The 25,383-nt window shown below is 67.1% G+C and carries 22 protein-coding genes; 11 read left to right on the forward strand and 11 right to left on the reverse strand.

The features are described from left to right. The first annotated feature begins 56 nt into the window (after positions 1 to 56). The 6 genes from HT102_RS06425 to HT102_RS06450 all read left to right on the forward strand — a co-directional run bounded on the left by HT102_RS06425 (position 57) and on the right by HT102_RS06450 (position 5,375). Positions 57 to 413 (forward strand): hypothetical protein, encoded by a 357-nt coding sequence (locus tag HT102_RS06425; RefSeq protein WP_192038583.1) that lies wholly within the window; start codon positions 57 to 59, stop codon positions 411 to 413. Continuing rightward, on the forward strand, positions 410 to 2,704 hold the full coding sequence (locus tag HT102_RS06430) for a TPR repeat region-containing protein (protein ID WP_192038584.1): 2,295 nt from the start codon (positions 410 to 412) through the stop codon (positions 2,702 to 2,704). The genes HT102_RS06425 and HT102_RS06430 overlap by 4 nt, the downstream gene beginning before the upstream one ends. Before the next feature lie 263 nt (positions 2,705 to 2,967). Continuing rightward, entirely contained in the window at positions 2,968 to 3,432 is a 465-nt protein-coding gene (locus HT102_RS06435) for a hypothetical protein (RefSeq protein WP_192038585.1), read from the forward strand. 334 nt (positions 3,433 to 3,766) lie between these two features. After that, complete coding sequence (locus HT102_RS06440) at positions 3,767 to 4,198, forward strand: DUF1801 domain-containing protein (protein WP_192038586.1); 432 nt, start codon at positions 3,767 to 3,769, stop codon at positions 4,196 to 4,198. A 245-nt stretch (positions 4,199 to 4,443) separates the two neighbouring features. Then, complete coding sequence (locus HT102_RS06445; RefSeq protein WP_192038587.1) at positions 4,444 to 4,635, forward strand: hypothetical protein; 192 nt, start codon at positions 4,444 to 4,446, stop codon at positions 4,633 to 4,635. A gap of 41 nt (positions 4,636 to 4,676) precedes the next feature. Further along, positions 4,677 to 5,375 (forward strand): PIG-L deacetylase family protein, encoded by a 699-nt coding sequence (locus tag HT102_RS06450; RefSeq protein ID WP_192038588.1) that lies wholly within the window; start codon positions 4,677 to 4,679, stop codon positions 5,373 to 5,375. On the opposite strand, the gene HT102_RS06455 is transcribed toward HT102_RS06450, so the two are convergent. From HT102_RS06455 to HT102_RS06475, 6 genes are all read right to left on the reverse strand, one after another. Further along, positions 5,372 to 5,575, reverse strand: coding sequence for a VOC family protein (locus tag HT102_RS06455; protein ID WP_192038589.1), 204 nt, complete (start codon positions 5,573 to 5,575; stop codon positions 5,372 to 5,374). The two genes, HT102_RS06450 and HT102_RS06455, sit on opposite strands and share 4 nt — an antisense overlap. An 83-nt stretch (positions 5,576 to 5,658) precedes the next feature. Further along, positions 5,659 to 6,330, reverse strand: a complete 672-nt coding sequence (locus HT102_RS06460; RefSeq protein ID WP_192038590.1) for a hypothetical protein — start codon at positions 6,328 to 6,330, stop codon at positions 5,659 to 5,661. Between the two features lie 107 nt (positions 6,331 to 6,437). After that, positions 6,438 to 6,620, reverse strand: a complete 183-nt coding sequence (locus HT102_RS16415; RefSeq protein ID WP_225443330.1) for an RGCVC family protein — start codon at positions 6,618 to 6,620, stop codon at positions 6,438 to 6,440. Between the two features lie 377 nt (positions 6,621 to 6,997). After that, on the reverse strand, positions 6,998 to 8,080 hold the full coding sequence (locus HT102_RS06465; RefSeq protein WP_192038591.1) for a type IV toxin-antitoxin system AbiEi family antitoxin domain-containing protein: 1,083 nt from the start codon (positions 8,078 to 8,080) through the stop codon (positions 6,998 to 7,000). Between the two features lie 243 nt (positions 8,081 to 8,323). Further along, positions 8,324 to 9,958 (reverse strand): ABC transporter permease, encoded by a 1,635-nt coding sequence (locus HT102_RS06470; RefSeq protein WP_192038592.1) that lies wholly within the window; start codon positions 9,956 to 9,958, stop codon positions 8,324 to 8,326. After that, entirely contained in the window at positions 9,955 to 10,860 is a 906-nt protein-coding gene (locus tag HT102_RS06475; RefSeq protein WP_192038593.1) for an ABC transporter ATP-binding protein, read from the reverse strand. The genes HT102_RS06470 and HT102_RS06475 overlap by 4 nt, the downstream gene beginning before the upstream one ends. A gap of 123 nt (positions 10,861 to 10,983) precedes the next feature. On the opposite strand from HT102_RS06475, the gene HT102_RS06480 reads away from it, so the two are divergent. Next, positions 10,984 to 11,475, forward strand: coding sequence for a GbsR/MarR family transcriptional regulator (locus tag HT102_RS06480; RefSeq protein ID WP_192038594.1), 492 nt, complete (start codon positions 10,984 to 10,986; stop codon positions 11,473 to 11,475). Between the two features lie 193 nt (positions 11,476 to 11,668). On the opposite strand, the gene HT102_RS06485 is transcribed toward HT102_RS06480, so the two are convergent. Beyond that, positions 11,669 to 11,947 (reverse strand): metal-sensitive transcriptional regulator, encoded by a 279-nt coding sequence (locus HT102_RS06485; RefSeq protein ID WP_149361058.1) that lies wholly within the window; start codon positions 11,945 to 11,947, stop codon positions 11,669 to 11,671. Positions 11,948 to 12,277: 330 nt separating this feature from the next. Here HT102_RS06485 and HT102_RS06490 point away from each other — a divergent pair, with 330 nt between their 5' ends. Both HT102_RS06490 and HT102_RS06495 read left to right on the forward strand, forming a co-directional pair. Then, entirely contained in the window at positions 12,278 to 14,350 is a 2,073-nt protein-coding gene (locus HT102_RS06490; protein WP_192038823.1) for an MMPL family transporter, read from the forward strand. Between the two features lie 53 nt (positions 14,351 to 14,403). Next, the gene (locus HT102_RS06495; protein WP_192038595.1) at positions 14,404 to 14,799 is read left to right on the forward strand and encodes a DUF302 domain-containing protein; all 396 of its coding nucleotides are present in this window, start codon (positions 14,404 to 14,406) and stop codon (positions 14,797 to 14,799) included. A gap of 84 nt (positions 14,800 to 14,883) precedes the next feature. Here HT102_RS06495 and HT102_RS06500 read toward each other — a convergent pair whose 3' ends face one another. Further along, complete coding sequence (locus HT102_RS06500) at positions 14,884 to 16,227, reverse strand: MBL fold metallo-hydrolase (protein ID WP_192038596.1); 1,344 nt, start codon at positions 16,225 to 16,227, stop codon at positions 14,884 to 14,886. 217 nt (positions 16,228 to 16,444) lie between these two features. Here HT102_RS06500 and HT102_RS06505 point away from each other — a divergent pair, with 217 nt between their 5' ends. After that, positions 16,445 to 17,884 (forward strand): sugar porter family MFS transporter, encoded by a 1,440-nt coding sequence (locus HT102_RS06505; protein WP_192038597.1) that lies wholly within the window; start codon positions 16,445 to 16,447, stop codon positions 17,882 to 17,884. A gap of 139 nt (positions 17,885 to 18,023) precedes the next feature. Continuing rightward, positions 18,024 to 21,533 (forward strand): hypothetical protein, encoded by a 3,510-nt coding sequence (locus HT102_RS06510; protein ID WP_192038598.1) that lies wholly within the window; start codon positions 18,024 to 18,026, stop codon positions 21,531 to 21,533. Positions 21,534 to 21,695: 162 nt separating this feature from the next. Here HT102_RS06510 and HT102_RS06515 read toward each other — a convergent pair whose 3' ends face one another. From HT102_RS06515 to HT102_RS06525, 3 genes are all read right to left on the reverse strand, one after another. Then, a complete protein-coding gene (locus tag HT102_RS06515; protein WP_192038599.1) occupies positions 21,696 to 23,129 on the reverse strand; it encodes a glyceraldehyde-3-phosphate dehydrogenase in 1,434 nt (477 codons plus the stop codon). 422 nt (positions 23,130 to 23,551) lie between these two features. Then, positions 23,552 to 24,208 carry a TVP38/TMEM64 family protein gene (locus HT102_RS06520; RefSeq protein ID WP_192038600.1) on the reverse strand — a complete coding sequence of 219 codons (657 nt, stop codon included), beginning with the start codon at positions 24,206 to 24,208 and terminating at the stop codon, positions 23,552 to 23,554. A gap of 371 nt (positions 24,209 to 24,579) precedes the next feature. After that, on the reverse strand, positions 24,580 to 25,383 hold the full coding sequence (locus HT102_RS06525; RefSeq protein WP_192038601.1) for an Fpg/Nei family DNA glycosylase: 804 nt from the start codon (positions 25,381 to 25,383) through the stop codon (positions 24,580 to 24,582).

The following is a 25,383-nucleotide window of genomic DNA, read 5'->3' on the forward strand; positions in this document are numbered from 1 at the left end:
TCCAGCACGTCCAATCTCTTGAGCCAAACAAGGGGATCTAAACAGGGGGATCAATCGTGACCGCGCCGATGCATGGGGAGGAGCGTCGTCCCGTTGCCGCCGAGGGCAGTGCGGGCGTGCTGCACGTCGAGCCGGAGTTCCTGCGGCTGGTCGCTGGCAGGTTCCGTGACCATGCGACCACGGTCGAGGGCCTCGATCCAGCGGCTGGGCTGGGCGCACTCGCGGCGGACCTGCCCGGGTCATCGAGCGCAGCCTCTGTTCCTTATGCGGCGGGACTGATCGACCAGGCGATCCAGATCATCGCAGATAGGGCGCATGCGTTGGGCGACCTGGCGCACGGCACGGCGGAGGACTACGACCTCACCGAGGACCGCTTCACCGCTGATCTCGGCTCGTTCGGTGGCGGCTCATGATCACTCGTGCCGTAGTAATGCAGTGGCGCATGGACTCGATCCCCCGGCACGCCGAAGCGATCGACAACGCCGGTGGCGCGCTGTTCAGCAGCGGCAAGGCCATGAACGAGAAGTTCACGCAGCTCACCGAGGCGTGGGAGGGGGATGCCAGCACTGCAGCAGGGGAGCGCGCGGCCGACGAATGGCAGCAGACCCGCACGATCGCGACGATGATCGAGGACGTCGCCGAGGACATCAAGCGCGCGCATTTCACGCTCGGTTCGACATGCGCGGCCCTGCAGGATCTCGTCCGCGAGATCGGCGCGCAGTCCGCGACGGTCACTGATTCCTGGCAGGTCCAAGCGCTCGCGGACGTCGATAAGGGCGTGGTCACTGCCTGGCAGACCCGGATCAATCATCTCGTCGGTGATCTCACGGCCCAGGACGATGCCTTGGCGGCACGGCTTGACGCGTTCATCGACGAGTTCGGGCAGGCCATGCCGCAGAACTCGGGACATGACTCAGGAGAGGGAGCCAGGCTTGGGGGTGCCCTCGCTGCGGCCATCACCACCAACATCCCCTACGACAGCATCTATGGGCGCATCCCCACCGAGCTTGCTCGGAGCATCGGCGAGCACCTCGAGGAGGTTGGCCTCACGCCTCGGCAGCTGGAGGCTCTCGCAGCGGGCGAGCCAGTCGCAGCTTCGCCTGACCAACTGATGTTCATGAACAACTTTGTCGAGCACGCGGGCATGAATGGTCTCCTCGCGCTCAGCAGGCACTACGCCGATGGGGGAACCGAGGTGGGCGCAGCGCACCAGACCTCGCTGGCGAACGCTCTCCTGACAGTGTCGAACGAGAACGTCGGCACCGGCATCGCAGTCGGTGAAATCCGCGGACCAGGTGGATTCGATCAGCTCCCGGACGATCTGCAGGAGCTCATCCATTGGAACCGCGATGCGGACCGCTATCCCGGCGCGAGCGAAATGACGGCGCTCAGGGACTTCGCCGACCTTCTCGAAGCTTCGGATGCCACATATACGCCGGGTGAGGAACTCGGTGCTCATCTTGTCGACAGGGCCGCGGACTTCCACGTCCTCGGATACGAGGCCGAGCATCATGTCCTCGAACCAAGGACAAACCCCTATCCCATGCGCGGCGAGTATGACGGGATAGCGCACACCTTCACCGAGATCGGCACTCGCAATGAGGATTCCTCCGCCGCGATCCTCACCGGCGTCTACAGCGATGGGCGCGAACTGCTCGGATACGACCGCGATACGGCTGTTGGCTGGCTGCTCCTCGAAGGCGGCGAGCCAGCAGAAAAGCTGATCGACTGGATCCAGGACGACGCGACATCGCCCAACCTGGACACAGCGCAACGAGCCGGGGAAGCGGCATTCGGCCTCGCGAGCGCCATTTCCTCCGATGGCTCCGGAATCAACGGCAACAATCACAACGCATTCCTCAATCTGCCCGATCGCGACGGGCAATCCCTCGGCCAGCACGACCCCAGCATGACGCGCACCATAGCGAACGCATTGACGCCGTACATCGCCAACATCGGACTCATCGAACAAGGATTGCTCACCACCCGAGGATTCTCGGACATGGTCGAGGAGGATTCCATGCGCCTGTTCTCGGTCATCGACAGCAACCCAGAAGTGGCCGAGGACTGGAACGGCAGCGTGTACATGGCCATCAAGGAAATCGAGGATCGCTACGTCGCCAGCATGCTCTACGAGGATCAGTCCTTGATCTCGCTCGGAGGCGTGGTCGGCAGGCTCCAGGAGTACGTCGTGGAGGGATACCTGGGCGAAGTCGAAGATCGCAACGCTGACCGGCAGGAAGCCGTGGATGCGCAGCGCGCCGCGATCGAGCGAACAGGCACGATCACCGGCTCGGTATTGTCGTTCCTGCCCTACGCCGGGCCTGCCATGGGCGGGGCTACCTCCCTGCTGGCCGATGGCTATTCCAGCCACAGCGTGCCCAATGTCGAGCCCATGGATATCGAGACCGGAGCGCGCTCCAACCATGTCGACGCCCGCCACTACTACAACCTCCTTGTGTCGCTCGATGCGCGCGGAGCGCTGGAGGCCGACGAGCGCGTCGACAAGTATCGCGGTGCCGATGGCGCATTCCTGCCCTACGATGATGCTTTATTCGTGGAGAACGCACGGTCGAGCGAGTCAGCAAAAGCTGATAAATTTGAGGAAAATATCTACTTTGCCCTCGACGATCAGGGTCATGAAGTTAGCGAATTCATTAGCAAGATCAGAACCACGAAAGATGATCTAGAGGCGCCGAGATGAAAGTGCAGATCAATATGCGTTGGTCAGGAATCGCTTGTGCGACTCTATCCACTGTGTTGCTAGCCACTGCTTGTGCCGAGGGTCCACCGGCGGCTGAGGTGGCGTTCGATCGCGCGTGCATATCGTACCCAGGAGATTTCACTTTATTGACCTACAATCTAGTTTTGTACGTGCAGGAGACTGAAGGACTAGGTCAGTTCAACAGCGACTTTGCTAGCTATCTGGATGAATCGGGGAATCTCTTGCCGCTAGAGGAAGCGCTCGTGCGGAATAACCATCCGCAGGGCGGGACGCGTGGCTACGAGAAGATCGATGAAACCATGGTGCACTACCTGACCTCCGTGGGCTTCCACGACCGTCCGCTGCGATACGGGTTTGCCGAGGCGATGCAGGACACCCGTGACGGCGAGCAACGGATCACCGATGACTATCTCCTGTATGCGATCGCGGCAGTCAACGAGGAGTACCTCGCCAAGCGACCGAATGCCCTGTTCGCCCTGCTGCCGACCTCGCCGATCCTGGATCCGTTCCGTAGCGAGGACGGGCTGATGCCGTACGAGGAGGCGCTCGCGCTGGTCAATCCCACCGATGATCCGGCTATCGGGCATACGACGTTGACGCGCATCCTGACGGAGTACTTCGTGCCCCACGATATCCCTGTGGACGTGGTGATCGATACGTATCGGGACGTGACCAGCGACTGCATCGTCAAGCAGGTGTCGGAGTGAGGGGGAGCCGCATTCGTCGAAACCTCCGGCGACTGGTAGCTCCGTTTAAGCGAGCGTGTTAAGCCGGTTCTCTCTACTAGGCCTCATGAAATGTTTCCCAAGGCGGAGTGACCCCTGCGAGCTTCCGGCCTGTGCCGAGGGAATAGCCAATAGAGCAGGATTGAAGTGCATAAGCAGGTCGCAGCCGACCGCGGCGAAGGCCCGTGGCCAAGGCCGCGCTCGCGCATGCCGACAGCCAATCGGCGGAGCCAACCCACGTGTCATGCTGTGCGCGAATCTCGACCGGACTACCGTCACCCTCACCGAATGAATCAAGGCTAGGAGGGAAACGACGATGGCTACAGAGGGCTTCTCCGCGCAAGAGCGCGAAGCGATGAAGCAACGCGGCGCCGAGCTTAAGAAGGAAGCAAGCCGTGGGCGAGGCAAGAAGGCAGCTGCCGACGAAGCGGACCTGCTTGAGAAGATCGAGCAGATGGCCGAACCTGACCGATCGTTGGCCGAGCGAATCCACCAGCTCGTCACCGGCAACGCCCCGGAACTGTCCCCGAAGCTCTGGTACGGGCAGCCCGCATATGCGAGTAAGGGCACGGTCGTGTGCTTCTTCCGCAGCGGCCAGGATGACAAAGACCGGTACTCCACTTTCGGCTTCACCCCCGACGCCAACCTCGACGAGGGTGGTTTCTGGCCAACCTCCTACGCAGTGGCCGAGTTGGATGACAAGGCTGAGGAAGCCATCGCTGCGCTCGTCAAGAAGGCTGTGGGCTGACTCCCGGCTTCGGGGCAGAGATTGGGTCTCAACAAGCAACGGGGTAATCGACTTCTCCAATCCTCCAGGACGCCAATCAGCACCCTCCTCAAGAGCGCGGCATGACAAAGCCATTGGCGCTGTGCGACTACGCCCTGCATAGCGGCGTCCGCCGTGGTCCCCACCCCCACCAACCCAACCCCCGTGTTTGAAACCCGCGACGCCGGGAAGCCTCCGTGTGACCGACAACCAGGAGGTGCTTGCTAATGGCGACCTATCGGATTCTCGATCCGGCGGGCGATGTTTCGGACACGGGGGATTTCGCTAGCGCGGAGGACGCGGTGACGTGGTTTCGCAATCATGAGCCGCGCAAGGGTGAGCTCGGTTGGCGGGCCGAGGTGAAGGATGATGAGGGGGAGTGGCACTACTTCGAGGATAGCGAGGAGTACGACGCCTGAGTCGCCCCCGAACCCTGCCCCGCTACGCCACACTTGAAGCCATGAAGCCTTTTCCGAACGATTGGTCGCGTGCGCTGGCGATTGTTGCTCATCGGGATGATGTTGAGTACGGCGCCGCCGCTGCGATAGCCCGGTGGGTCCGGGAGGGCAAGTCGGTTTCCTATGTGATGATCACGAGCGGCGAGCAGGGCATCGAGGGGATGGATCCCGCTGTGTGTGGACCGTTGCGCGAGAAGGAGCAGATCGCGAGCGCGGCGCGGGTGGGGGTGTCGGATGTGCGTTTCCTGCGGTACCCGGACTTCGTCCTGGAGAATTCACCGGAGTTGCGTGCCGATCTGGTCGCCGTGATGCGCGAGTACCAGGCGGAGCTGATCGTGACGTTGAACTTCCGCGATCGTTGGCCGGGCGGGGATTTCGCGAACTCGTCGGATCATGTCAATGCGGGTTCAGCGATTGTTTCTGCTGCGCAGGAGGCGGGCGGTGTGCGCTGGGTGGCAGCGTGTACATCGCCCGTCTCGACGCATGGCGTGGACGTGAGCGCGTTCGTGCACGAAGCGGTCGCGTCATTGCAGGAGCATCAGGAGTACTTGCGGGGCCTCGGCCCAGACGATCGGTCGTTGGAGATGATGCAGGAGATCCTCATGCATGGCGGCGTGCAGCTGGGCACCGAGGCTGCGGTGGTGTTCGAGCTGATCCCCATCGGAGGCGGCACGAGCGATGGGGATCAGCCTGACAGCTAGAAGTACGGGTGGGTGATGAGCTCGATTCCGTGGCCGGCGGGGGCGCGGAAGTACACTCCGCGGCCGTCGTCCACGAGAAGCGCGTAGTGCTGCATCTGGATCTTGAAAGGTGGCTCGGCGGACGGGAGCATCGCGCCGTCGTTGATCTGGATGTCGGTGAGGATGCCCCAGGAAGGCGCGTTGCCCGCTGTCCGGCTCACTGCATGATCGGGTCGCTCATCCGTGCATGGCTGCGAACCGTCCTTGTCAGCGGAGGCCCCTGTGGGCCATTGCGGCCAGAGCCCTAGTCGACGTGTTTCTCCTCGCGGGCCGTCACCTCATCGGTGGGGATGATGAGGAATTCGCGGTCCTCGGCAGTGAGGATCTTGAGGAAGCCGGGCGAGGTTTCCATGACATAGCCGTCTTCGGTTCGATCGGTCAGGGTGATGTGCTCAAGCGGCACCCAGGGCGTCCGCACCAGTGCGGCGAGCACGAGCACGAGGAGCCCGGTGATGAGCCAGGCGCGGCGCAGGAGGAGCGTTCCGGCCTGGTGCAGGCGTCCATGGCGGCGCCATCGGTGCAGGCCAACGAGGGTGAGTGTGACGGCGGCGGTGATCGCGAGCAGCCACCATTGCTGGTAGGTGACCAGCAGCGATGCGTAAGCGGTGGTGACTACCGCGATCAGTACGAGCGCGCTTCCTCGGTGCGTGGCACTGCCTGGCCAGAGCAGCCGGAGCAGAGGCAGCGGGGCGATGAGGGCGAGTGCGATGCCGGTGAAGAGTGGTTCGCCCATGAGCGTTCCGACAAGGATGCCGAAGCCTTCATTGAGGTCAACGGTGTGGATAACGGCGAACGCGACGTTCCAGTTGTAGTCGCAGACGGCCAGTAGTCGCAGCAGCAGGAACAGGAACAGTGCCCCAGTGCCGGTGATCAGCGCGCCCGATGTGGATTCGCGCGCGGGCTCGATGCTGGACATGGCCAGGATCGTAGTTCACCGCGCATGGGTGCGAGGAGTTGTTCGCTCTGCCCTGCCGTGGTCGATCAACCGGAGCGGATCAGCCGTGGTCGATCAACCGTGGTGGGTCAGCCGGGGCAGATACATCCACGGTGCAGCGTGTGCTCGCGGGTGGCGCGGCAGTAGCGCGAGGCGATCGCATCGTGAGTGGCGCTGGAGTGGCCGCACATATCGCACGTGTCGGGGCGTGATTCGCCAGCTATTTCCGTGTCCGTGGCAGTGGCTTTGGTGGGAGCGAGTGTCTGGCTCATGAGAAGCTTCCTGACTGCCTGAGTCGGTAACCGATCAGGCGTATCACGCGCCTCCCGCAGGGGCAGGTGCCCGCTGCTTGAAATGGGTGCGCCCCTCAACCCTACGCTGTGGGAGGCTGAGGCAGTGGCCGCTCGGGGGTGTGCAGCTCCGGCGGCGGCGGGAATCTGCGAGCGAGAGTCAACAGGTGTCCGATTTTTGGGCGGGATTTGTTGACTCTCGCTCGCAGATTTTTTGGGGGGCGTTGGACGAGCGCCGCCAGCCAATCGCCAGGACTTCACGCGCCCCTGCGGCGGTGGACCATGTCTTCGATAGTCGGTTTGGTGCCCTCTCGGACATTGGCCATTACGGCATGTTGATGCCGGCGAGGCCACCGACGCTAGCGGAGGTCCGTCCACCAGTGCGGCGGCAACCGGGCATCCTGCGGATGAGGGCTCGGCCAGTCCTCCGGCAACGGCTCGAACGGCCCACGATCAGGATCGTGCTTCCACCAGCGGATCGGCTCCGCGCGCATGGGATTGGCGGCCAGCAGGCCAGCGAACCTCGACGCTAGCTCGTCGGGGTTGCCGCGCGTGTGCTGCCAGGTGTAACGGCATAGGTCGAGCGAGAGCTTCTGCCGTAGAAACCATTCCCGTTCCTGCTGGTCAGCGACTATGCGTGCGGCATCGGGCCGGTCGTTGTACTTGATGGCACCGTCGGCCTCGAACCCTGCCCAGTGGTACGGCCACAATCCATCGAGCCGGAACCGCGGCTTGGTATCACCGACCCACGCGTTCGGAACCGGAACGGGCAAGCCGCCCAAGTAGGCGGCGAACCGGCCCAAGGATTCCAGCGGTGACTCCGCAAGTCCCGATGCATGATCTGCCACCCAGCGGGCCCGCTCGATCCCTGCCCGGCCCCGGAAATCCTTGATGCAGCCAGTGAGGCTCGCGCCTCGGCGCAACGCTTGATCCGCCACCGCTAGCGCATCGGGCATGCGCGGCGACAAGGCGATCGTGCACGCAGCATGCCCTACCGTCGTCGCGGGCACGCCAGCGTAGTGCCGCAGCCGATTCTCGGGAATTGGTTCCACACGCGTGCGGCCATACGCGCACTTCGTCACCCCGCTCAATCGCGTGCCCGGACGCACGACCAACGGCAACCGGGGTGGCCTCCCCATCGTGGGCAACCCATTCACCGGCGCCGCTGACCAGCCTGCGAGGTAGGAGCCTGGCAGCCCGGATCCCACGAATGCGCGCGAAGCCAGGGCGAACTGCTCCCAGTCCGATAGTCGCTGGTAGACCACTGGATCGACGTAAGCACCCTGCGCGAGGCGAGCAAGGAGACCGCGCGAACATAACTGTTGCGCGGGCTGGCGCGAGATGCCCTCGCCGACGCGGACCAGACCGTCGTTCGCCGCGAGGAGATTCTCCACCGCGCGGGGCAGCTGGTCACCGCGTAGCGGGTTTCGTGAGGGTGGCATGGCAATGCAGCCTGCCGGGAGCTGGTGGCGCGCGCATCTTCCTGCAGCGTTCCTGTGGACAATCCTCGGCTTGTGGACAACTTCGTCGGTGCGGCTGGTGCTACGGCTGCGGGGCCGGGCGACGCCTTGCCCCGCCCCGGCGAAATCTGCGAGCGAAAGTCAATTAGAACCCGGCAAATCGGGCGCTTTGGTGGACTTTCACTCGCAGATTCGGGCGAGGGGCAGATTCGAGCAAAGGGGGAACTACTTCGATTCCAGGTCGCGGCGGCGGAATCCGGCGATCCCGGCGGCGGCGAGGGAGAGGGCGATCGCGGTGAGGGCGATCAGTGGTGTCCATTCGAGGTCGGCGGCGGGCAGGTCGGGGATGTAGCCGAAGGGGGAGTAGCGGTGGGTCCATTCGGGGAAGCCGAGGATGCCGCCGAGGTAGACGACGATGATGCCGTATACGGGGACGATCCAGCCGAGGGCGAGCAGGCGTGGGGCGAGGCCGTAGAGGGCTGCGGCGACACCGACGGCGACCCAGATGGCGGGGATGTGGGCGAGCGCGGCGCCGAGGACTTTGGTGAGGAAGCCGATGTCGCCGGTGACGAGGGCGCCGGAGCCACCCATGCCGATGGCGGTGATGATGGCGAGGATGGCGCTGGAGCCGAGGGCGATGGTGAGGTGGCTGGTCATCCAGTGCTGGCGGGAGACGCCGGTGGCGAGGATGGGTTCGGCGCGGCCCGCGGCTTCCTCGCTGTGCATGCGGTTGACGGCGAGGACGGCTTGGGCGGAGATGACGATGGACAGGAAGGTGATGAGCATGGCGACGTAGGAGTCGACGAGGGTGGATCCGGGGATCTGGGCGATGATGTCGCCGAGGGCGGCGATCTGCTCGATCATGTCCTCGATGCCGTCGATGAGCATGCCGTAGGACGCTCCGAAGAGCAGCATGCCGATGGTCCAGCCGATGAGGGAGGCGCGATGGAGCCGGTTGGCGAGGCCGAGGGGCGTGCCGAGGAGGGGGCTGGCGGTGGCGGCTCCGCGGCGGGCGGCGCGCAGGCCGGCGCCGACATCGCGCTGGGTGCTGAGCCGGTATCCGATGGCGATGAGGGCGGCGGCGATGCCGAGGGCGAGCAGGAGTGGCCACCAGCGCTGGTCGGTGGCGTAGGGGCGGGATGCCTGGCCCCAGTAGAGGGGCGAGAGCCAGCTGCTGTTGTTGTCGCCGATGTCGCCGAAGGCGCGCAGGACGTAGGCGATGCCGAGGGTGGCGAGGGCTAGGCCGGTGGCGCCGCGTCCGAACTCGGTGATCTGGACGGTGATGGCGGTGATGCCGGCGAAGACGATTCCGGCGGCGGCGATGCTGAGGCCGTAGAGGAGCGACCCGACGGGGGTGATGCCCTCGAGGCCGGTGGCGGCGAGCCCCGCCGCGGTGAGAAGCCCGGCGATGAGGCTGGTGCCGGTGACGATGATGAGCGCTGCGGTGAGGGTGGCGTGGCGGCCGACGACATTGGAGCGGACGAGCTCGGCGCGGCCTGCCTCTTCCTCCGCGCGCGTGTGGCGCACGAGCTGCAGGATGCTCATGAGCCCGAAGATGAGCGCTGTCATGACGGTCATCTGGTGGCCAATCATGATGCCGAAGTGGTAGTCGGCGGGCTGGTAGTTGCGACCGACCATGCCGATCATGGCGGGCAGCTCGGCGAGCCGCGCGACGGTGTCGCGGTCGGCGGCAGTGGGGTAGGTCTGCTCGAAGCTCGAGACGCTGGAGAGGGTGAAGAGGGTGAGCCCGGCGATCCAGAGGGGCAGCCGGATGCGGTCGCGGCGCAGCGCCAGTCGGGTGAGCGTCCAGGTCCCGGTGAGGGCGTGGCGGGATCGCTCGGGCGCGTGGGTGGTGGTCATGCCGTGGCTCCGTTGGTGAGCTCGTTCTGGTAGTGCTGCAGCATCAGTTCCTCGAGCGTCGGCGGGTGGCTGGTGATGCCGCGGATGCCGAGGGTGGCGAGCTCGCGCATGACGGTGTCGAGGTGGTTGCCGTCGACGGAGAAGCGGATTCCTCCGTGCTCCTCGGTGAGGTCGTGGACGCCGTCGAGGCGTGCGAGCCCGGCGGCGGGCTGGTCGGTGATCGCCTCGACAGTGGTGCGGGTGAGGTGGCGCATGTCGTCGAGGGTTCCGGTCTGCACGATCTTGCCCTGGCGGATGATGCTGATGCGGTCGCAGAGCTTCTCGACCTGGGCGAGGATGTGGCTGGAGAGCAGCACGGTGGTGCCACGGCCGGTGGCTTCGTGGATGAAGTCCTGGAAGACGGTCTCCATGAGGGGGTCGAGCCCGGCGGTGGGCGCGTCGAGGAGGAGCAGGTCGACGTCGGAGGCGAGGGCGGAGATGATGGCGACTTTTTGCCGGTTGCCCTTGGAGTAGGTGCGGCCCTTCTTGGTGGGGTCGAGGTCGAATCGCTCGATGAGCGCGGCGCGGCGGGCGGTGTTGATCCCGCCGCGGAGGCGGGCGAGGAGGTCGATGGCCTCGCCGCCGGTGAGGTTTGGCCACAGCTCGACGTCGCCGGGAACGTAGGCGAGGCGGCGGTGCAGGGGGACGGCGTCGCGCCAGGGATCCTTGCCGAGGAGGGTGGTGGTGCCGGAGTCGGCGCGCTGGAGGCCGAGGAGGATGCGGATGGTGGTGGACTTCCCGGCGCCGTTGGGGCCGAGGAAGCCGTGGACCTCGCCGGGCTCGACGTGCAGGTCGAGGTGGTCGAGGGCGCGGACGGTGCCGAAGGTCTTGACGACATTGTGCATGTCGATTGCCGCAGTCATGGTGTCGATAATACACAGCATTCACTAAAGTGTGAATAGTATGAATCTTGTTACGATAGTGCCAAGGGGCGCCGAGGCGGCAACGGGGGAGCGGGCGGTCAACGGTTCGAGCAAGGAGCGGGCATGGACGAGGCGGACAACCACGAGGCAGTGCTGCGATTCACCGAGAAGCTCGCGATCCTGCTGAGCGAGTCCGGCATGCCCCGCATGTCGGCCCGGGTCTTCGCGTACGTGCTCGCCGATGATGCCGACACCTACACCGCGCGCGATCTTGCGGAGGGCCTGCGCGTGAGCCCGGCGGCGATCTCGGGGGCGGTTCGCCAGCTCGTCCAGGCCGGGTTGCTCGCGCGCGGCAGGGAGCCGGGGGAGCGCTCGGACTTCTACCGGATCGACGACGATGATGTGTGGGGCACGATCATGGCGCAGCGCAAGCCGTTCCTCGAGCGCTACATCGAGCTGCTCACCGAGGGTGCCCGCGAGATCGGAGCGACGCGAGCAGGCGGGCGGCGGCTCGAGGAGACCATCGAGTTCTACCGCTTCATGGACGAGGAGCTCGGCCTCACCCTCGAGCGCTGGAAAGACCGCCGCGCGCGCTGGGTTGCCGGCCACAGCTAGGTCTCCCACGCGAACCGGGGCAGATGCCGCAAACGCGATAGAAACGCCAGGGATTTCCGGGCGATTTCTATCGCGTTTGACGGTATCGGGTGCGTTTGCCGGCCACCGCCGCTAGCCACCGCCGCCAGCAGCGCCAGCGACCAGCAACCTCCGCCAGCGACCAGTCGCCGCTAGCAGCGTCGGCCGCCGAGGCTCAGGCGAGGGTGAGGAACAGCTTCTCGAGCTCGTCCTCGGAGAGCGGCTTGGCGGTGCCATTCTCGGCGTTGCCCTCGTTGACGAGGCATTCGCGCAGGCTCGTGGCGACGATCTTGAAGCCGGCGCGGTCGAGCGCGCGGGAGACCGCGGCGAGCTGGGTCACCACGTCGCGGCAGTCGCGGCCGTTCTCGATCATCGAGATGACGCCGGCGAGCTGGCCGTGGGCGCGGCGGAGGCGGTTGAGGATCAGGGCGGCGCTGGGGTCTGCGGGGTCCATCGCGGCCTCCTTCGTTGTGCGGGATCCTTGACTGTACCGGATCGGATACCCCCCAGGGTACGCCGCGCACGGGGAATCGGGCGATCCGAGCGGGTCGATCTTGGCATGGATCACACCCCGGCTTGCTGAATACCCCAGTGGGTATATAGTCGAGTGTTGGGGCATTACCCGTGGGGGTATCTGCCCATGCTGCCCGGAACTGTAGAAAGGTGACCCATCGTGACGGTCCGCACCGAGGACGCGACGCCCGCTGAGGGTGCCGCGCCTCCCGATGCACGCCCGACGTCATCCATCCCCCGAAGTGGCCCCCTCGGGCGGCTCGGCATCACCATGACCCACCGCGCCAGCACAGTTCTCGTCGCGTGGGTCATCCTCATCGGCGCGCTGGGCGCTTTCGCTCCCGCCGTGTTCACCTCCCTCGCCGGGGCTGGCTGGCAGGCCAACGACTCCCAGTCCGTCCAGGCCCGCGAGCTCGCCAACGAGCACTTCGGCGGCAACTCGGCATCCGCGCTGCAGGTGGTCATCAACGCACCTGGCAAGGACATCGCCGACGAGGACGTGCAAGCCGTCATCACCGAGGTCACCAACACCCTCGCGGGTGACGAGCGCTTCGCCGAGATCATCCCGCCGCAGCCCGGGATGACCATCTCGCCCGACGGCAGCACCGGCATCCTCATCGCCGGTGCCAACGCCAGCACCGATGACATGGTCAAGGCCGTTGATGATCGGCTCGACGAGCTGGCGGCGCTGTCCGGCAACGGCATCGAGATCTACCCGACTGGCTCGAGCGCGCTGTGGAGCGACTTCAACCATGCCAACCATGACGCGATGATCAAGGCCGAGATGATCTCCTGGCCGGTCACGCTGACCATCATGATCATCGCGTTCGGCTCCGTTGTCGCTGCGGGCCTGCCGCTGCTGCTCACCCTCGCCGGTCTCGTCGCCTCCGCGGGCGCGCTAGTCCTGCTGAACATGGCCACCCCCATCTCGGTGTGGGCGATGAACTTCGCGATGATGTTCGCGCTCGCTCTCGGCATCGACTACGCGCTCTTCATCGTCGCGAGGTTCCGCGATGCCCTCACGCGCACCGCCGACGCCCGCGTAGCCGTTGCCGAGACCATGGACACGGCCGGCAAGGCCGTGCTTCTCTCCGGCATCACCGTGCTCATCAGCCTCTCCGCGGTGCTGCTCGTGGAGGCCCCCGCGGTGCGGACCATGGCGGTGGGCATCATGCTCGCGGTCTCGTTCGTGCTGCTCGCCACCCTGACCCTGCTGCCCGCGGTGATGGGCAAGCTCGGCAACCGCGTCAATGCGCTCGCGCTGCCGCATGCGAGGAAGCAGGAGCATCGCTCGCCCCTGTTCGCTAGGTGGGGCGAGATCCTCAACAAGCATCCCTGGCCCTTCGCGGCCGGTGCCGTCGCGTTGCTCGTGGCGCTCGCCATTCCCGTGTTCTCCCTCAAGGTCGCCATGCCGTCCATCGACGTCGTCGATGAGGCATCGCCGGTCCGCGAGGGGTACAACGTCGTGCAGGAGCAGTTCGGCGAGGGCGCGCCCGGCATGCTGCAGATCGTCGTCCCCGAGGCTGATGCTGCCGCTACCATCGCCGCCACCGAGAGCACCGACGGCATTGCCATGGTCACCCCCGCGATGCCGGCCACCGACGGCTCCGGGTACGCCATGATCCAGGCCATGCCGTCGGTCGATCCCTCCGACGAGCAGCTCGGCACCATCCTCGCGGACCTGCGCGCTGCCATCCCGGCCGACGCCGTGGTCGGCGGGGCCGCCATCGAGAACCTCGACTTGCAGCAGGCGCTCAACGACGCGTTCCCGCTGATCGTCACTATCATCCTGATCCTCGGGTTCCTGCTGCTGCTCGTCGCGCTGCGCGCGCCGCTGATCGCGTTCATCGGCACCGCCGTCAGCCTGCTCTCCACCGCAGCGGCCTTCGGCGTCGCCAAGCTGATCTTCCAGGACGGCGTGGGCGCGAGCCTGCTCGGCTTCGAGCCGCAGGGCTTCCTCAATGGGTGGGGGCCGGTGTTCTTCTTCGCGATGATCTTCGCCATCGCCATGGACTACACCGTGTTCCTGCTCGCCAGCGCCAAGGAGCACTACGAGAGGACGGGCAGCGCCGTGCAGGCCAAGGTCGAGGGGCTTGCCCATTCCGGGCGCGTCATCATGGCGGCAGCGGCGGTGATGGTCGCGGTGTTCTTCACCTTCGCGCTCGCCGAGCCCTTGCCACCGAAGGAGATGGGCATCATCCTCGGCCTCGCCGTGCTGCTCGACGCGGTGATGATCCGTCTCATCCTGCTGCCGGTGGTGCTGCGCCTGTCCGGGCATGCAGCATGGTATTGCCCCCGCTGGCTGGCGAAGGTGCTGCCGGAGGTCAGCTTCGCGCACGGCTGAGCCGGAAAGTTCGACCTGCAAGAGATCAACGCCGATATTTCCAGGAGGAAACCATGGAGCTAGGCATCACCACCGAAGTCACTCTGCCGTTCGATGAGGCAGTCGAGAAGACCCGCGCAGCCCTGGCCGATCAGGGCTTCGGCATCCTCACCGAGATCGACATGAAGGCCACCTTGAAGAAGAAGATCGACAAGGACATCGAGAACTACCTCATCCTTGGCGCGTGCAACCCGCCGCTGGCTCATCGGGCGGTCAGCGCTGATGCGCAGATCGGCTTGCTGCTGCCCTGCAACGTCATCGTGCGCGACCACCGCGACAAGCCTGGCACCGTTGTCGTCGAGGCCATGAACCCCGACATCATGGTCACGGTCACCGGGAAGGAAGCCCTAGAGGAGGTCGCGAGCGATGCGGGGACCCGCCTGCGTACCGCGATCGCCGCGATCAGCTAGCTCCTCGCCCCACCAGGAAGCGCCACCCCTGCCAATTTGCAGGGGTGGCGCTTTCTGGTGGGGTCGGCGCGCGTCCAGGGCTGCCTACCCACCGTTGGCTTGGGCGTTGTCGAAGTCGTCGTCGATCAGCACGATCTCGCGCCCGGGCTGGTCGAGCAGCGATGCGGCGACGGAGGCGCGGTAGCCGGACTGGCAGTGCACCCAGACCTCGCCGCTGGGCACTTCCTCGCGGCGGGCGAGCAGCTCATGCAGGGGAATGTTGATCGCGCCCCGGATGGCACCGCTTTCGTGCTCGTTGGACAGTCGCGTGTCGAGAACGGTGATCGGCCGCTCGGCGCGGGCGCTGGCCACGTCAGCGAAGGACGCGACGCGGTAGTCGCGCAATGTCTGGTCACTGGTGGCGAGCTGCTCGATGGGTCCAGTGGCGGACCCGGTGACATTATCGATGCCGATGCGGGCGAGGTCGCGGCGGGCGTCCATGATGTCGCGGGTGCTGGTGCCGAGCAGCGTGATCGGCGCCCCCCAGCGGTAGAGCCACCCGAGGTAGGTGACGAAGCTCGTGGATAGCTCGAACCCCATGCTCCCGGCGAGGTGCCCGGCGGCGAAGGCGCGGCGCTGCCGGAGATCCACGACCCATTCGCCGGCATCGATGCGTCGGCGCAGCGTGGCCGGGTCGACACGCTCGGGCATGCGCAGGTCGATGGGGGAGGGGCCCTCGCTGTTGATGACGCCCATGTGCGCGTAGTAGGCGGGGTAGTCGGCGAGCCCGGCGATCAGTTCGTCGACGTAGGCCTGCTCGTCCTGGGTGAGGGCGGGGTTGACGGCGCGCTGCTCGCCGATCGTGGAGGAATCGCCGCTGGTGGGGGTGGCGGAGCAGAAGCTGCCGAAGCCGTGGGTGGGATACACCTCGGTGTGCTCGGGGAGCTCGTCGGCGAGCTTGCGGACCGAGTGGTACTGCGCGTGCGTGAGCTCGGTGGTGTGCTGCGCGCCGAGGAGGTCGGTGCGCCCGGTAGAGCCATACAGCATGGACCCGCCGGTGAAGACCGCGCTGGGGCTGCCGGTTCCGTCGAGGAGCACATAGGAGAGGTGATGGTGGGTATGGCCGGGAGTGTGCATGGCGCGGAAGCGGAGCGTCCCGGTCTCGATGACGTCGCCGTCGTGCGCGGGCCGGTGGGGGAAGCCGACGGAATCGAGGGCAGAGACGACGTACTCGGCCCCGGTCACGCGGGAGAGCTCGAGGCCGCCGGTTACGTAGTCATTGTGGATGTGGGTCTCGAGGACGTGGGTGATCATCACGCCGCGCTCGCCGGCGGCGGCGAGGGCACGGTCGATGTCGCGCTGCGGGTCGATGACCGCGGCGACGGTGCCGTCGTCGATCAGGTAGGAGCGGTCCCCGAGGCTGGAGGTCTCGATCGTGGTGATGGTCATCGCGCTGCTCCTTGAATCGTTGGTGCTGCGTGCCGGGGGCAGGGGCGCGGTCCGGGCGACGGACCGGGGACCCCTGGGTGCCCCACGGAACCAGCATACGCCTAGGGGTATTGGTGGGGCGATGGATCAGCAGGATTCTCGCCACGCGGGCCGCCCTCAGCGGTAGGCTCGGACCAAGCACGCGCACGCCGCAAGCGCAGAGGGAAAAGAGCTGGCGATGAGCACTCCGGGCGGGCAGGAAACCTTCAACCGGATGAACATCCGGATCATCGGTATCTGCGTCGCCGCGGCCCTCGGCGGCTTTCTCTTCGGCTTCGATACCGCCGTCATCAACGGCGCCGTGGACGCGATGACCGAGACGTTCGCGCTCGGTCCGGCGCTGAAGGGCTTCGCGGTCTCGTCCGCGCTGCTCGGCTGCGCCGCGGGCGCCTGGTTCGCCGGCCCCATCGCCAACCGGCTCGGCCGGGTGCCCGTAATGCTCATCGCGGCCGGGCTGTTCCTCGCCTCCTCCTTCGGCTCGGGCCTCGCCTTCGGCGTCGCGGACCTCATCGCCTGGCGCGTCATCGGCGGCCTCGGCGTCGGCGCCGCCTCGGTCATCGCGCCCGCCTACATCGCGGAGGTCTCGCCCGCCCGCATCCGCGGCCGCCTGGCGTCCCTGCAGCAGCTCGCCATCGTCACGGGCATCTTCGCTGCCCTGCTCTCCGATGCGTTCCTCGCCAACTCCGCGGGCGGCTCCCTCGAGGAGCTGTGGCTCGGTCTCGAGGCCTGGCGGTGGATGTTCCTGGCCGAGGCGATACCCGCCCTCGTGTATGGCCTGGCCGCGCTGCGGCTCCCGGAGTCACCCCGCTACCTCGTGGCGCGCGGCAAGGTCGACGAGGCAACCAAGGTGCTGCGCGTCTACACCGGCATCATCGATGTGGGGGACCGCATCCGCGCGATCGAGGACTCGCTGCGCTCCGATCACCGCGTCTCGCTGCGCGACCTGCGCGGCTCGCGGCTCGGGCTCAAGCCCGTGGTGTGGGTGGGCATCCTGCTGTCGGTGTTCCAGCAGTTCGTCGGCATCAACGTCATCTTCTACTACTCGACGACGTTGTGGCGCTCGGTGGGCTTCGAGGAATCCGATGCGCTCACGATCACCGTCATCACCTCCATCACCAACATCGTGGTCACGCTCATCGCGATCGCGCTGGTCGATCGGATCGGGCGCCGGCCCCTGCTGCTGGTCGGGTCCGCGGGCATGTTCCTGTCGCTGGGCCTGATGTCGATCGCGTTCTCCCAGGCGACCTTGGTCACGGCTGCCGACGGCACCGTCAACGCGGACCTGCAGGGCGGCTGGGCGACCACGGCGCTGATCGCGGCGAACGCGTTCGTGGTGTTCTTCGGCGTGAGCTGGGGGCCCGTGGTGTGGGTGCTGCTCGGCGAGATCTTCCCCAACTTCATCCGCGCGGGCGCGCTGGCGGTCGCGGCGGCGGCCCAATGGCTTGCGAACTTCGCCATCTCCACATCGTTCCCGGCGTTCAGCGAGATCGGCCTGACCTTTGCCTATGGCTTCTACGCGTTCTTCGCCCTGCTCAGCTTCGCGTTCGTCTACACCCAGGTCCCCGAGACCAAGGGCCGGGAGCTCGAGGACATGACCGACGACATACGAGTACGCTAGGCAGTCCGGGGGAGGGCTGGTGTCGCGCGCCGCCTGATCGCACTACTATCGTGGGTCGGCAGCATCAACGCGGCCGCAGCGATGCAAGGACCCGTGCCACGGATCCAGGATCCGGCGGGCGCGGGAGAAGGGTGGGAACGTGACGCAGGGGGGCAGCTCGCTATCGGGCCGCGAGGCAGCAACCATCGGGAACTGGCTGAGCGACCGCGAGTACGAGACCACCCGCGTCCTGGAGCGCGCCACCCTGGTCATCGAGGCACATCCCGGCATCGAGGCCGTCGAGGCCATCAGCGCCGCCTATTCCCAGTACTCCGCGCGCACGGCGGGGCCGAGCCTCGCCGCCGGTGCCGCGCTCGTCCGCAAGTACCCCGCCCTCACCCTGCTCCTGCTCGTGATGCACGCCAGCGGCGAGAGCCGCACCAGTGACTTCTGGGACCGCTACTGGACCCACCTCGGCCTGCCCCGCGAGGCCAAGGCAGAGACAGAGCTCCGGCAAGCCGTGCCGAAGCTGATCCGCCGCTTCGGCCTCGCCGAGTTCCCCCGCCTGCGCAGCCGCTACGTCCAGCTCATCGGCATGCAGGCCGGCATCCCCCTGCCCTGCCTGCGCGGCCTCGTCGACGTCATGATCGACCACCTCGCCCGTGGCGGCGAGCCCAACGGCGCCGCGTTCACCCACTGGCTGACCGACCCGCGCAAGCCCCATAGGCTCGCGCGCGTCGACATCCCCGTGCGTACCTTCGTCACCGAGGGCGGCCAGTACGCCATCGACCTCGTCGACCGCATCATCGACGTCGTCGCGATCGCGCTCGGCAACCCCACCACCTGGCAGCAGCACCAGGACAGCATCGAGGACAGCAGCAAGCTGCCCAAGGCCCTGTTCGCCGAGCTCGCGACCGTGCTCGCCGACTGCGACCTCGCAGCGGCCGCCGCCGAGGGGCTGTTCGACAGCGATGGCCACATCGAGCCGCCCCGCCTGCGCCTCGACACCAGCGACGGCAGCGTGCAACTGCTCATCCCCTCGCCACCGGCCCGCCCGGAGGATCGCTGGCAGGTCTCCGCCGATGGCGACATCACCGACGTGCTCACCCCCGAGCCGCTGATTAGCAGCGACGGTGCGCGCGCCAGCGCCCCGCACGCCAACTACCCGGTGCTCGGGCCCGCCCGCCACGTCACCGTCGAGCATTCCTCGATCCCGCGCCGCTTCGTCTTCCCGCTGGTGGATCCCAAGGACCCGCTGGTCCTCTTCAGCGACGGCGGCAAGCTGCTGCCACCCCGCCAGCCCATCCCGCTCGGCACCGTCCACGCGCTCGTCCCGCGCGGCCACCACCTCGTCGACGCCGCCACGCGCGACCCCATCGAGGCCGACGAGCAACGCGGCAACCCGGTCGGCTGGCACGACTGGAAGCTCCTCGTGGTGGACACCACCAGCATCGCCGCGCTCCAGCTGCTCAAGGATGACGCCCTGATCGGCACGCCGCGCGCGGTGCGGCGCGGCTACCTGCCCGAGGTGCTGCTCGCGGAACCGATCCGCGGGGTCACCGCCGCCAACGGCTCGCCCCTCTACAACGAGCGTCCCGCCGCCTGGCTGCCCGCCGACGCCGTGGGCAGCGCCACCCAGTGGCTCGTCGGGTCCCGGCGCCTCGGAGCTGTCACCTGGGTCGCCAACTACGCGTGGACCCTCGAGGACGAGGAACTGACCTGCGACCCGTTCGAGGACGTTCCCGAGGGGCTGCTCGGCACCTACGAGATCGTCATCCGCGGCCCGCTCGGAACCGACATCCGCAAGGTCGTCCACCTCGCCGAGGGGTTCGCCGCCACCGCCGAGCCCGATTATCGTGTCCCCACCAAGGACGGCCTCAGCAACGCCACCATCACTTTGCAGGCTGATCCACCGCTGGAGGTCGATCCCACCACGATCACCGTCGCTGGTGATGACGCGGACAGCATCGCGGTGCTCACGGGCCCGGACAGCCCCGGAATCGCTGTGGTCATCAGCCCGCCGCGCGCCGAGACTCGGCTCGGGCGGCCCGGCGAGCCCGGCCTGTGGTCGTCGGTGCCGCACGTGATCACTCCCGCCGATCTCGACAGCGACGACACCCTCGCCTACCGCGTTCCCGCGAGCACCGACATCAACACCTGGGTCGAGCTGCGCGACCGCACCGGCAAGACCCGCATGCAGGAGCCGCCGAGCTACAACGAGCATGCCGACGCCTTCGAGGTGGAGCTGCGCACCCTCCGCGAGGGCATGGGCAGGCTCCGCTCCGCCCGAATCGTCGCGGTCGTGCAGGCCGAGGACGAGGCGCCCCACGACGTGCTCCTCGCCACCGTGCGCCCGGCCGAGCTGCTCAGCGGCCTCCGCCTCGTCGACGGCACCCTCGTCCTCGATGATCTCGCCGACGTCACCGGCATCACCGTGCAGGCCTGGCTCGAGACCGCGCCCTGGCACGCTCCCGCCACGCTGCCCGTCCGCGACGACACCGCCGAACTGCCCGAGGAATTCCGCGAGGCCGGACCACTGCGCGTCCGCGTCCTCGTGCAGGACCACCACAATCCTGTCCTGCCACCCGCGACGCCCCCCGCCGGGGCCACGCGCATCGAGCAGGCAGGCTGGCATCGCTCCAGCGACCACGCGCTCGAGGCCCTCTCCCGCTTCATCGCCGGCGACGCGGGGCTGCCCACCGGGATGGAGCCTGGCCCACAGGCATGGACCGCGCTGCAAGCGCTCGCCTCCGCCAACGATGATGCCCACGCCGAGGCAAGCAGCGGCCTGCGTGCCCTCCTCGCCGAGCAGCCCCGCGAGGCCCTCGTCGCGCTCACCCACAGCACCGTCCCCATCGCCGAGCAACCAGCGCTGACCATCGAGACCGGGGTCGTCCGGGGACGGTTCACAGCATCAAACCGGCAGCGCGAGGACGAGGCAGCCGCCAGCGAACCGGCCAGCCCGGAAGCCCGGGCCGCGACCATTGGCGCCAATCCGTGGGCCACCTGCCTCGCCACCCTCGATGACCTGCTCCACGCGCGCCGCGGCAGCGACTCCTGGGTGCAAGCCCGCGAGGAGCTCGCCGAGCACGGTGGCGATGCGCTCATCCGCGTCCTCGACTCCGGCCGCGACACCGAGCTCGCCAAGGCGCTGTTCGATCACACCACCGTCATGCTGCACCACATGCCCGCCGAGCAGGTGGACAAGATCTTCGACGTCGCCCGCATCATCCCCGGTGCCGTCCTGGACGTGGACACCCGCGTCTCCGCGATCGCCGAGACGTTCGCCATGCGCGAGCAGTGGGTCGCCACCGGCACCCACACCGAGCTGATCGTGCGGTCGAAGAAGTTCATCCGCGCCATCCGCAAGGCCGGCAAGCAGTTCTATGACCAGATCTCCATTCGGTCCGACGCGCTCGGCACCGCCGACACCCAGTCGCATCCGTGGCTGATGCTGCCGATGGTCTCGCTCATCATGGCCCTGCTCGCACGGCTCGAAGCGCACGGCGCCCTCAAGCCTGGCATGTTCGACGAGCAGATCACCCGGGCGTGGGCCGACCTCGCGCGCATCTGCCCGCAGCTCGTCCGCATCGACCTGGTCTTTGCCGAGGCGCTCATCGCGCACGCGCGCCTCGAGGCCGGGGCCGACTGGGAAGCCGCTTCGGCCTGACCGCGGGGCTTGAAGCCTCGGCCCAGCCGATCCTGAAGATCTGGCCACCTCGCGCGTGGCTGGATCCTCACGATCGGTGTGGTCCGGTCCACGCGAAGGGCCCCGCCCCGGGTCAATGATCCAGGACGGGGCCCTTTGCCCATGCTTGCAGCTACCGCGTTGTCAGGCCTGCGGGTACTTCGGGTACAGCACGCCAGTGATGTGCTGGACGACCCGGATCACCTGGCAGGAGTAACCGAACTCGTTGTCGTACCACAGGTACACCACCGCGTGGTTGCCCTGCACGATGGTGGCCTCCGCGTCGACGACGCACGCCGCGCGGGACCCCACGAAGTCGGTGGACACCGTCTCGGTGGAGGCGGTGACGTCGATCTGCCGCTGCATCGTGGAGCTCAGCGACACGTTGCGCAGGTGGTCCACGAGCTCATCGCGGGTGGTGCCCTCCTTGAGCGTCACGTTCAGCATCGCCATCGACACATCCGGGGTGGGCACGCGGATCGAGGAACCGGTGACCAGGCCCGTGAGCTCGGGCAGTGCCTTCGCGACAGCGGAGGCGGCACCAGTCTCGGTGAGCACCATGTTCAGCGGGGCGGAACGGCCACGCCGATTGCCCTTGTGGTAGTTGTCGAGGAGGTTCTGGTCGTTGGTGAACGAGTGCACCGTCTCGACGTGGCAGTACTCGACACCGAACTTGTCGTTGAGCGCCTTGAGCGGCGGCACGATCGCGTTGGTGGTGCAGCTCGCGCAGGACAGGATCTTGTCGTTCTCGCCGAGGGTCTCGTGGTTGACGCCATGCACGATGTTCTTCACATCGCCCTTGCCGGGCGCGGTGAGCACGACCTTCGAGATGCCGGGCCGCAGGTGCTGCGACAGGCCCTCCGAATCGCGCCACTTGCCGGTGTTGTCGATGAGCACCGCGTCCTTGATGCCGTACTCGGTGTAGTCGATCGACGTGGGATCGCCACTGTAGATGATCTTGATCTCATTGCCATTGGCAATGATCGTCTCGTTCTCCTCATCCACATGGATGGTGCCGTTGAACAACCCGTGGATGGAATCCCTGCGCAGCAGCGAGGCGCGCTTGGCGAGGTCATTCTCCCCGCCCTTGCGCACCACCACGGCGCGCAGGCGCAGGCCATTGCCCGATCCGGTCTTCTCGATCAGCAGCCGGGCGAGAAGGCGACCAATCCGCCCGAAGCCATACAGCACCACGTCACGAGCAGGTGGCTGCCCGGCGCCATCGGCGGCGATCGCGTCCTTCACGGCCTCCCGGGTGAACTCCTCCGCCGACAGGCCGCGATCATCATTCTTGAACGCCATCGCGAGATGCCCGATGTCGATCCGCGACGGTGCGAGGTTCATCTCGGAAACAGTCTTGAGGATCGGGTACGAATCCTCGATAGCAAGCTCGGTCTCCTCGATCTGGCGCACGAACCGGTGCGCCTTGAGGATCCCCACAGCTGACTTGTTCACCAGCGAACGGCTATGCACCAGGATCGACACATCATGCTGCCGATACAACTGCCCGATGATCGGGATCATCGCTTCAGCGAGTTCCTCACGGCGCTTCCACTCTGCGAACGCGTCCCCAGCCAACACCGGCTCCTTCAATGCTCGACATGCCACGCGCACTGGCCCCGCAGGACACCCCTCAACGGAGCGTGACCTGCAACGTCAATGCGCGGCTCCAATGTGATAGTTCCCCTCGGACTCTACGCCACATCGCCCAGCCCGACGGCGACTGGGCGGAAAAGGGGACAGAACTCACCGAACCGCCTCGGCGGCCGGGCGGCCGGCGGCTGGGCGGCTGGCGGCGCAAAAGCACCGGAAATGGCCAAACGCGATAGAAATGGAGCCGCATTCTCGGCGCTTTCTATCGCGTTTGCGTCCGAAGCGAGCACCGCAGCGGCCCAGCGTCCGAAGCGAGCAACGCAGCGAGCACCGCAGCGGCCCAGCGTCCGCAGCGAGCACCGCGACGGGCGAACCCGAGCACACCCTCGGCCCCGTGGGGCCGTTGCTCAGAGGCCAGCGCGGCGTTGCACGAGCACCGCGCTGGCGACGGAGATGCCGAAAACGAACACCAGGGCGGTGACGAATTGCCAGGACAGGGCGGAGGTGCCGAACGCGCCGATCGCCACGAATCCGACCATGCCGGGCAGGATACCGATCGCGGTGCCGAGCACGTAGCTGGCGATGGGCACGCTACTGACCCCGGCGGCGTAGTTGACGAGCCAGAACGGCGTGACGGGCACGACCTGCACCGCGAGAACGGTGGAGAAGCCGCGCTGCTGGAGGAAGCGCACTGCTCGGGATGCGGGTGAGCCGCCGTAGTGGACGAGGGCGTCCGCGCCGAGGGATCGGCCTACGAAATAGGCGATGGTGCCAGCCACGGTGGCGGAGACGAGGGTGACGACGGATCCGATGGTGAGGCCGTAGAGAAGCCCGGCAGCGATGGCCATGGCGCTTGACGGCACTGGGGTGAGGGCGAGGCCGATGAAGATGGCCATGAAGATCGCGATGCCCCAGAGGCCGGTTGATTCGACGGCGGCACGGAGCTCGGAGGGCCCGGGCACGTCGAGGAGGGTGACCGCTGTGATGGCCGCGGCGAGCAACCCGACGAGGGCCAGAGGCCGTGCGATCGGGCGCGAGCTGCGGGATGTATCGGTCGTGGTCACGTGTCTATCGTGCCATGACACGGGGGGTTGGGCCCAACACGAATGCATCACGGATCACACTGTGTCTCTTGCTACCGCGCACCGAATCTTTGCCAGTTTGCGGCGGAACTCGTAGGCGCGGGGGCACTTCCGAACGCGGCGGCGTGGCTCCTCGTCCGTGCGCGCGGGGCAAAGCCGCGCGGCACACAGCCCGGAGCGTGCTCGCGGCAGGATGGCTGCCCACCCCGAGTGGAAACTTTTCCCGACTGAGGCGGGAAAAAGTTCCACTGCCAGCGGGACCGACCATGGCAAGTGCTGCAGGCCCCTAGGCGACCGAGCTGCAGGCCGCAGCGGGCGCGATGCTCGCCCCGGCACATCCGCGAGCAAGGGCACTAGCGCTGGCAGTGCGGGCAGCGGAACACCAGCCGCTCGTCGACGGTGGGGCGCCGCGGCGGGAGGTATCCAGTGGGCCCGAGGATGCGCTGCTCGATGGGGGTGCGGCAGCGCCGGCAGGGCTTGCGATCCCGCCCGTACACCCACAGCTGCTGGCCGGGGCGCAGGTTGCCGGTGGTGCAGCGGTTGGCGCGATCCTTATTGGCGTGCAGGAGCCTGCGGGCGAGATCCACGAGCGCCGGGAGATCGGTGGCCTCGCCGACCGGGGTGGCGGGGTCGATGCCGCGGAGGAAGCACAGCTCGCTGCGGTAGATGTTGCCGATCCCGGCGAGGTTCTGCTGGTCGAGCAGGGCGACACCGATGGGCCGGTCGGGTTGCGCGCTGATGCGGCGCACTGCCTCGCGGGGGTCCCAGTCTGGCCGGAGGAGGTCGGGGCCGAGGTGCGCGGTCGCGGCGGCGGCATCGGCGAGGGCGGTGACGCGGACATGGCCGAGCTGGAAGCCGACTGCCTCGTGGGTGGTGGTGGCAAGCACGAGGCGGGCCTGCCAGCCAGGCTTGGTCCAGCGCTGCCCGCTCGGGTAGATCCGCCATTCGCCTTCCATCTTCAGGTGGGTGTGGACGGCGTGCGGCCCGACGGCCATGAACAAGTGCTTGCCGTGCGGCCAGATGCGGTCGACGGTGAGGCCGGAGAGGTCGAGGTTGGCGTACTGGGGCACGCGGAACTGGCTGCGCACGAGTGTGTGGCCCTCGAGGGTGTCCCTCAGCAGGGTCGCGGCGCGATAGACGGTGTCGCCCTCGGGCAT

Source organism: Lolliginicoccus lacisalsi, assembly GCF_014841105.1.
Classification (GTDB): Bacteria; Actinomycetota; Actinomycetes; order Mycobacteriales; family Mycobacteriaceae; genus Lolliginicoccus; species Lolliginicoccus lacisalsi.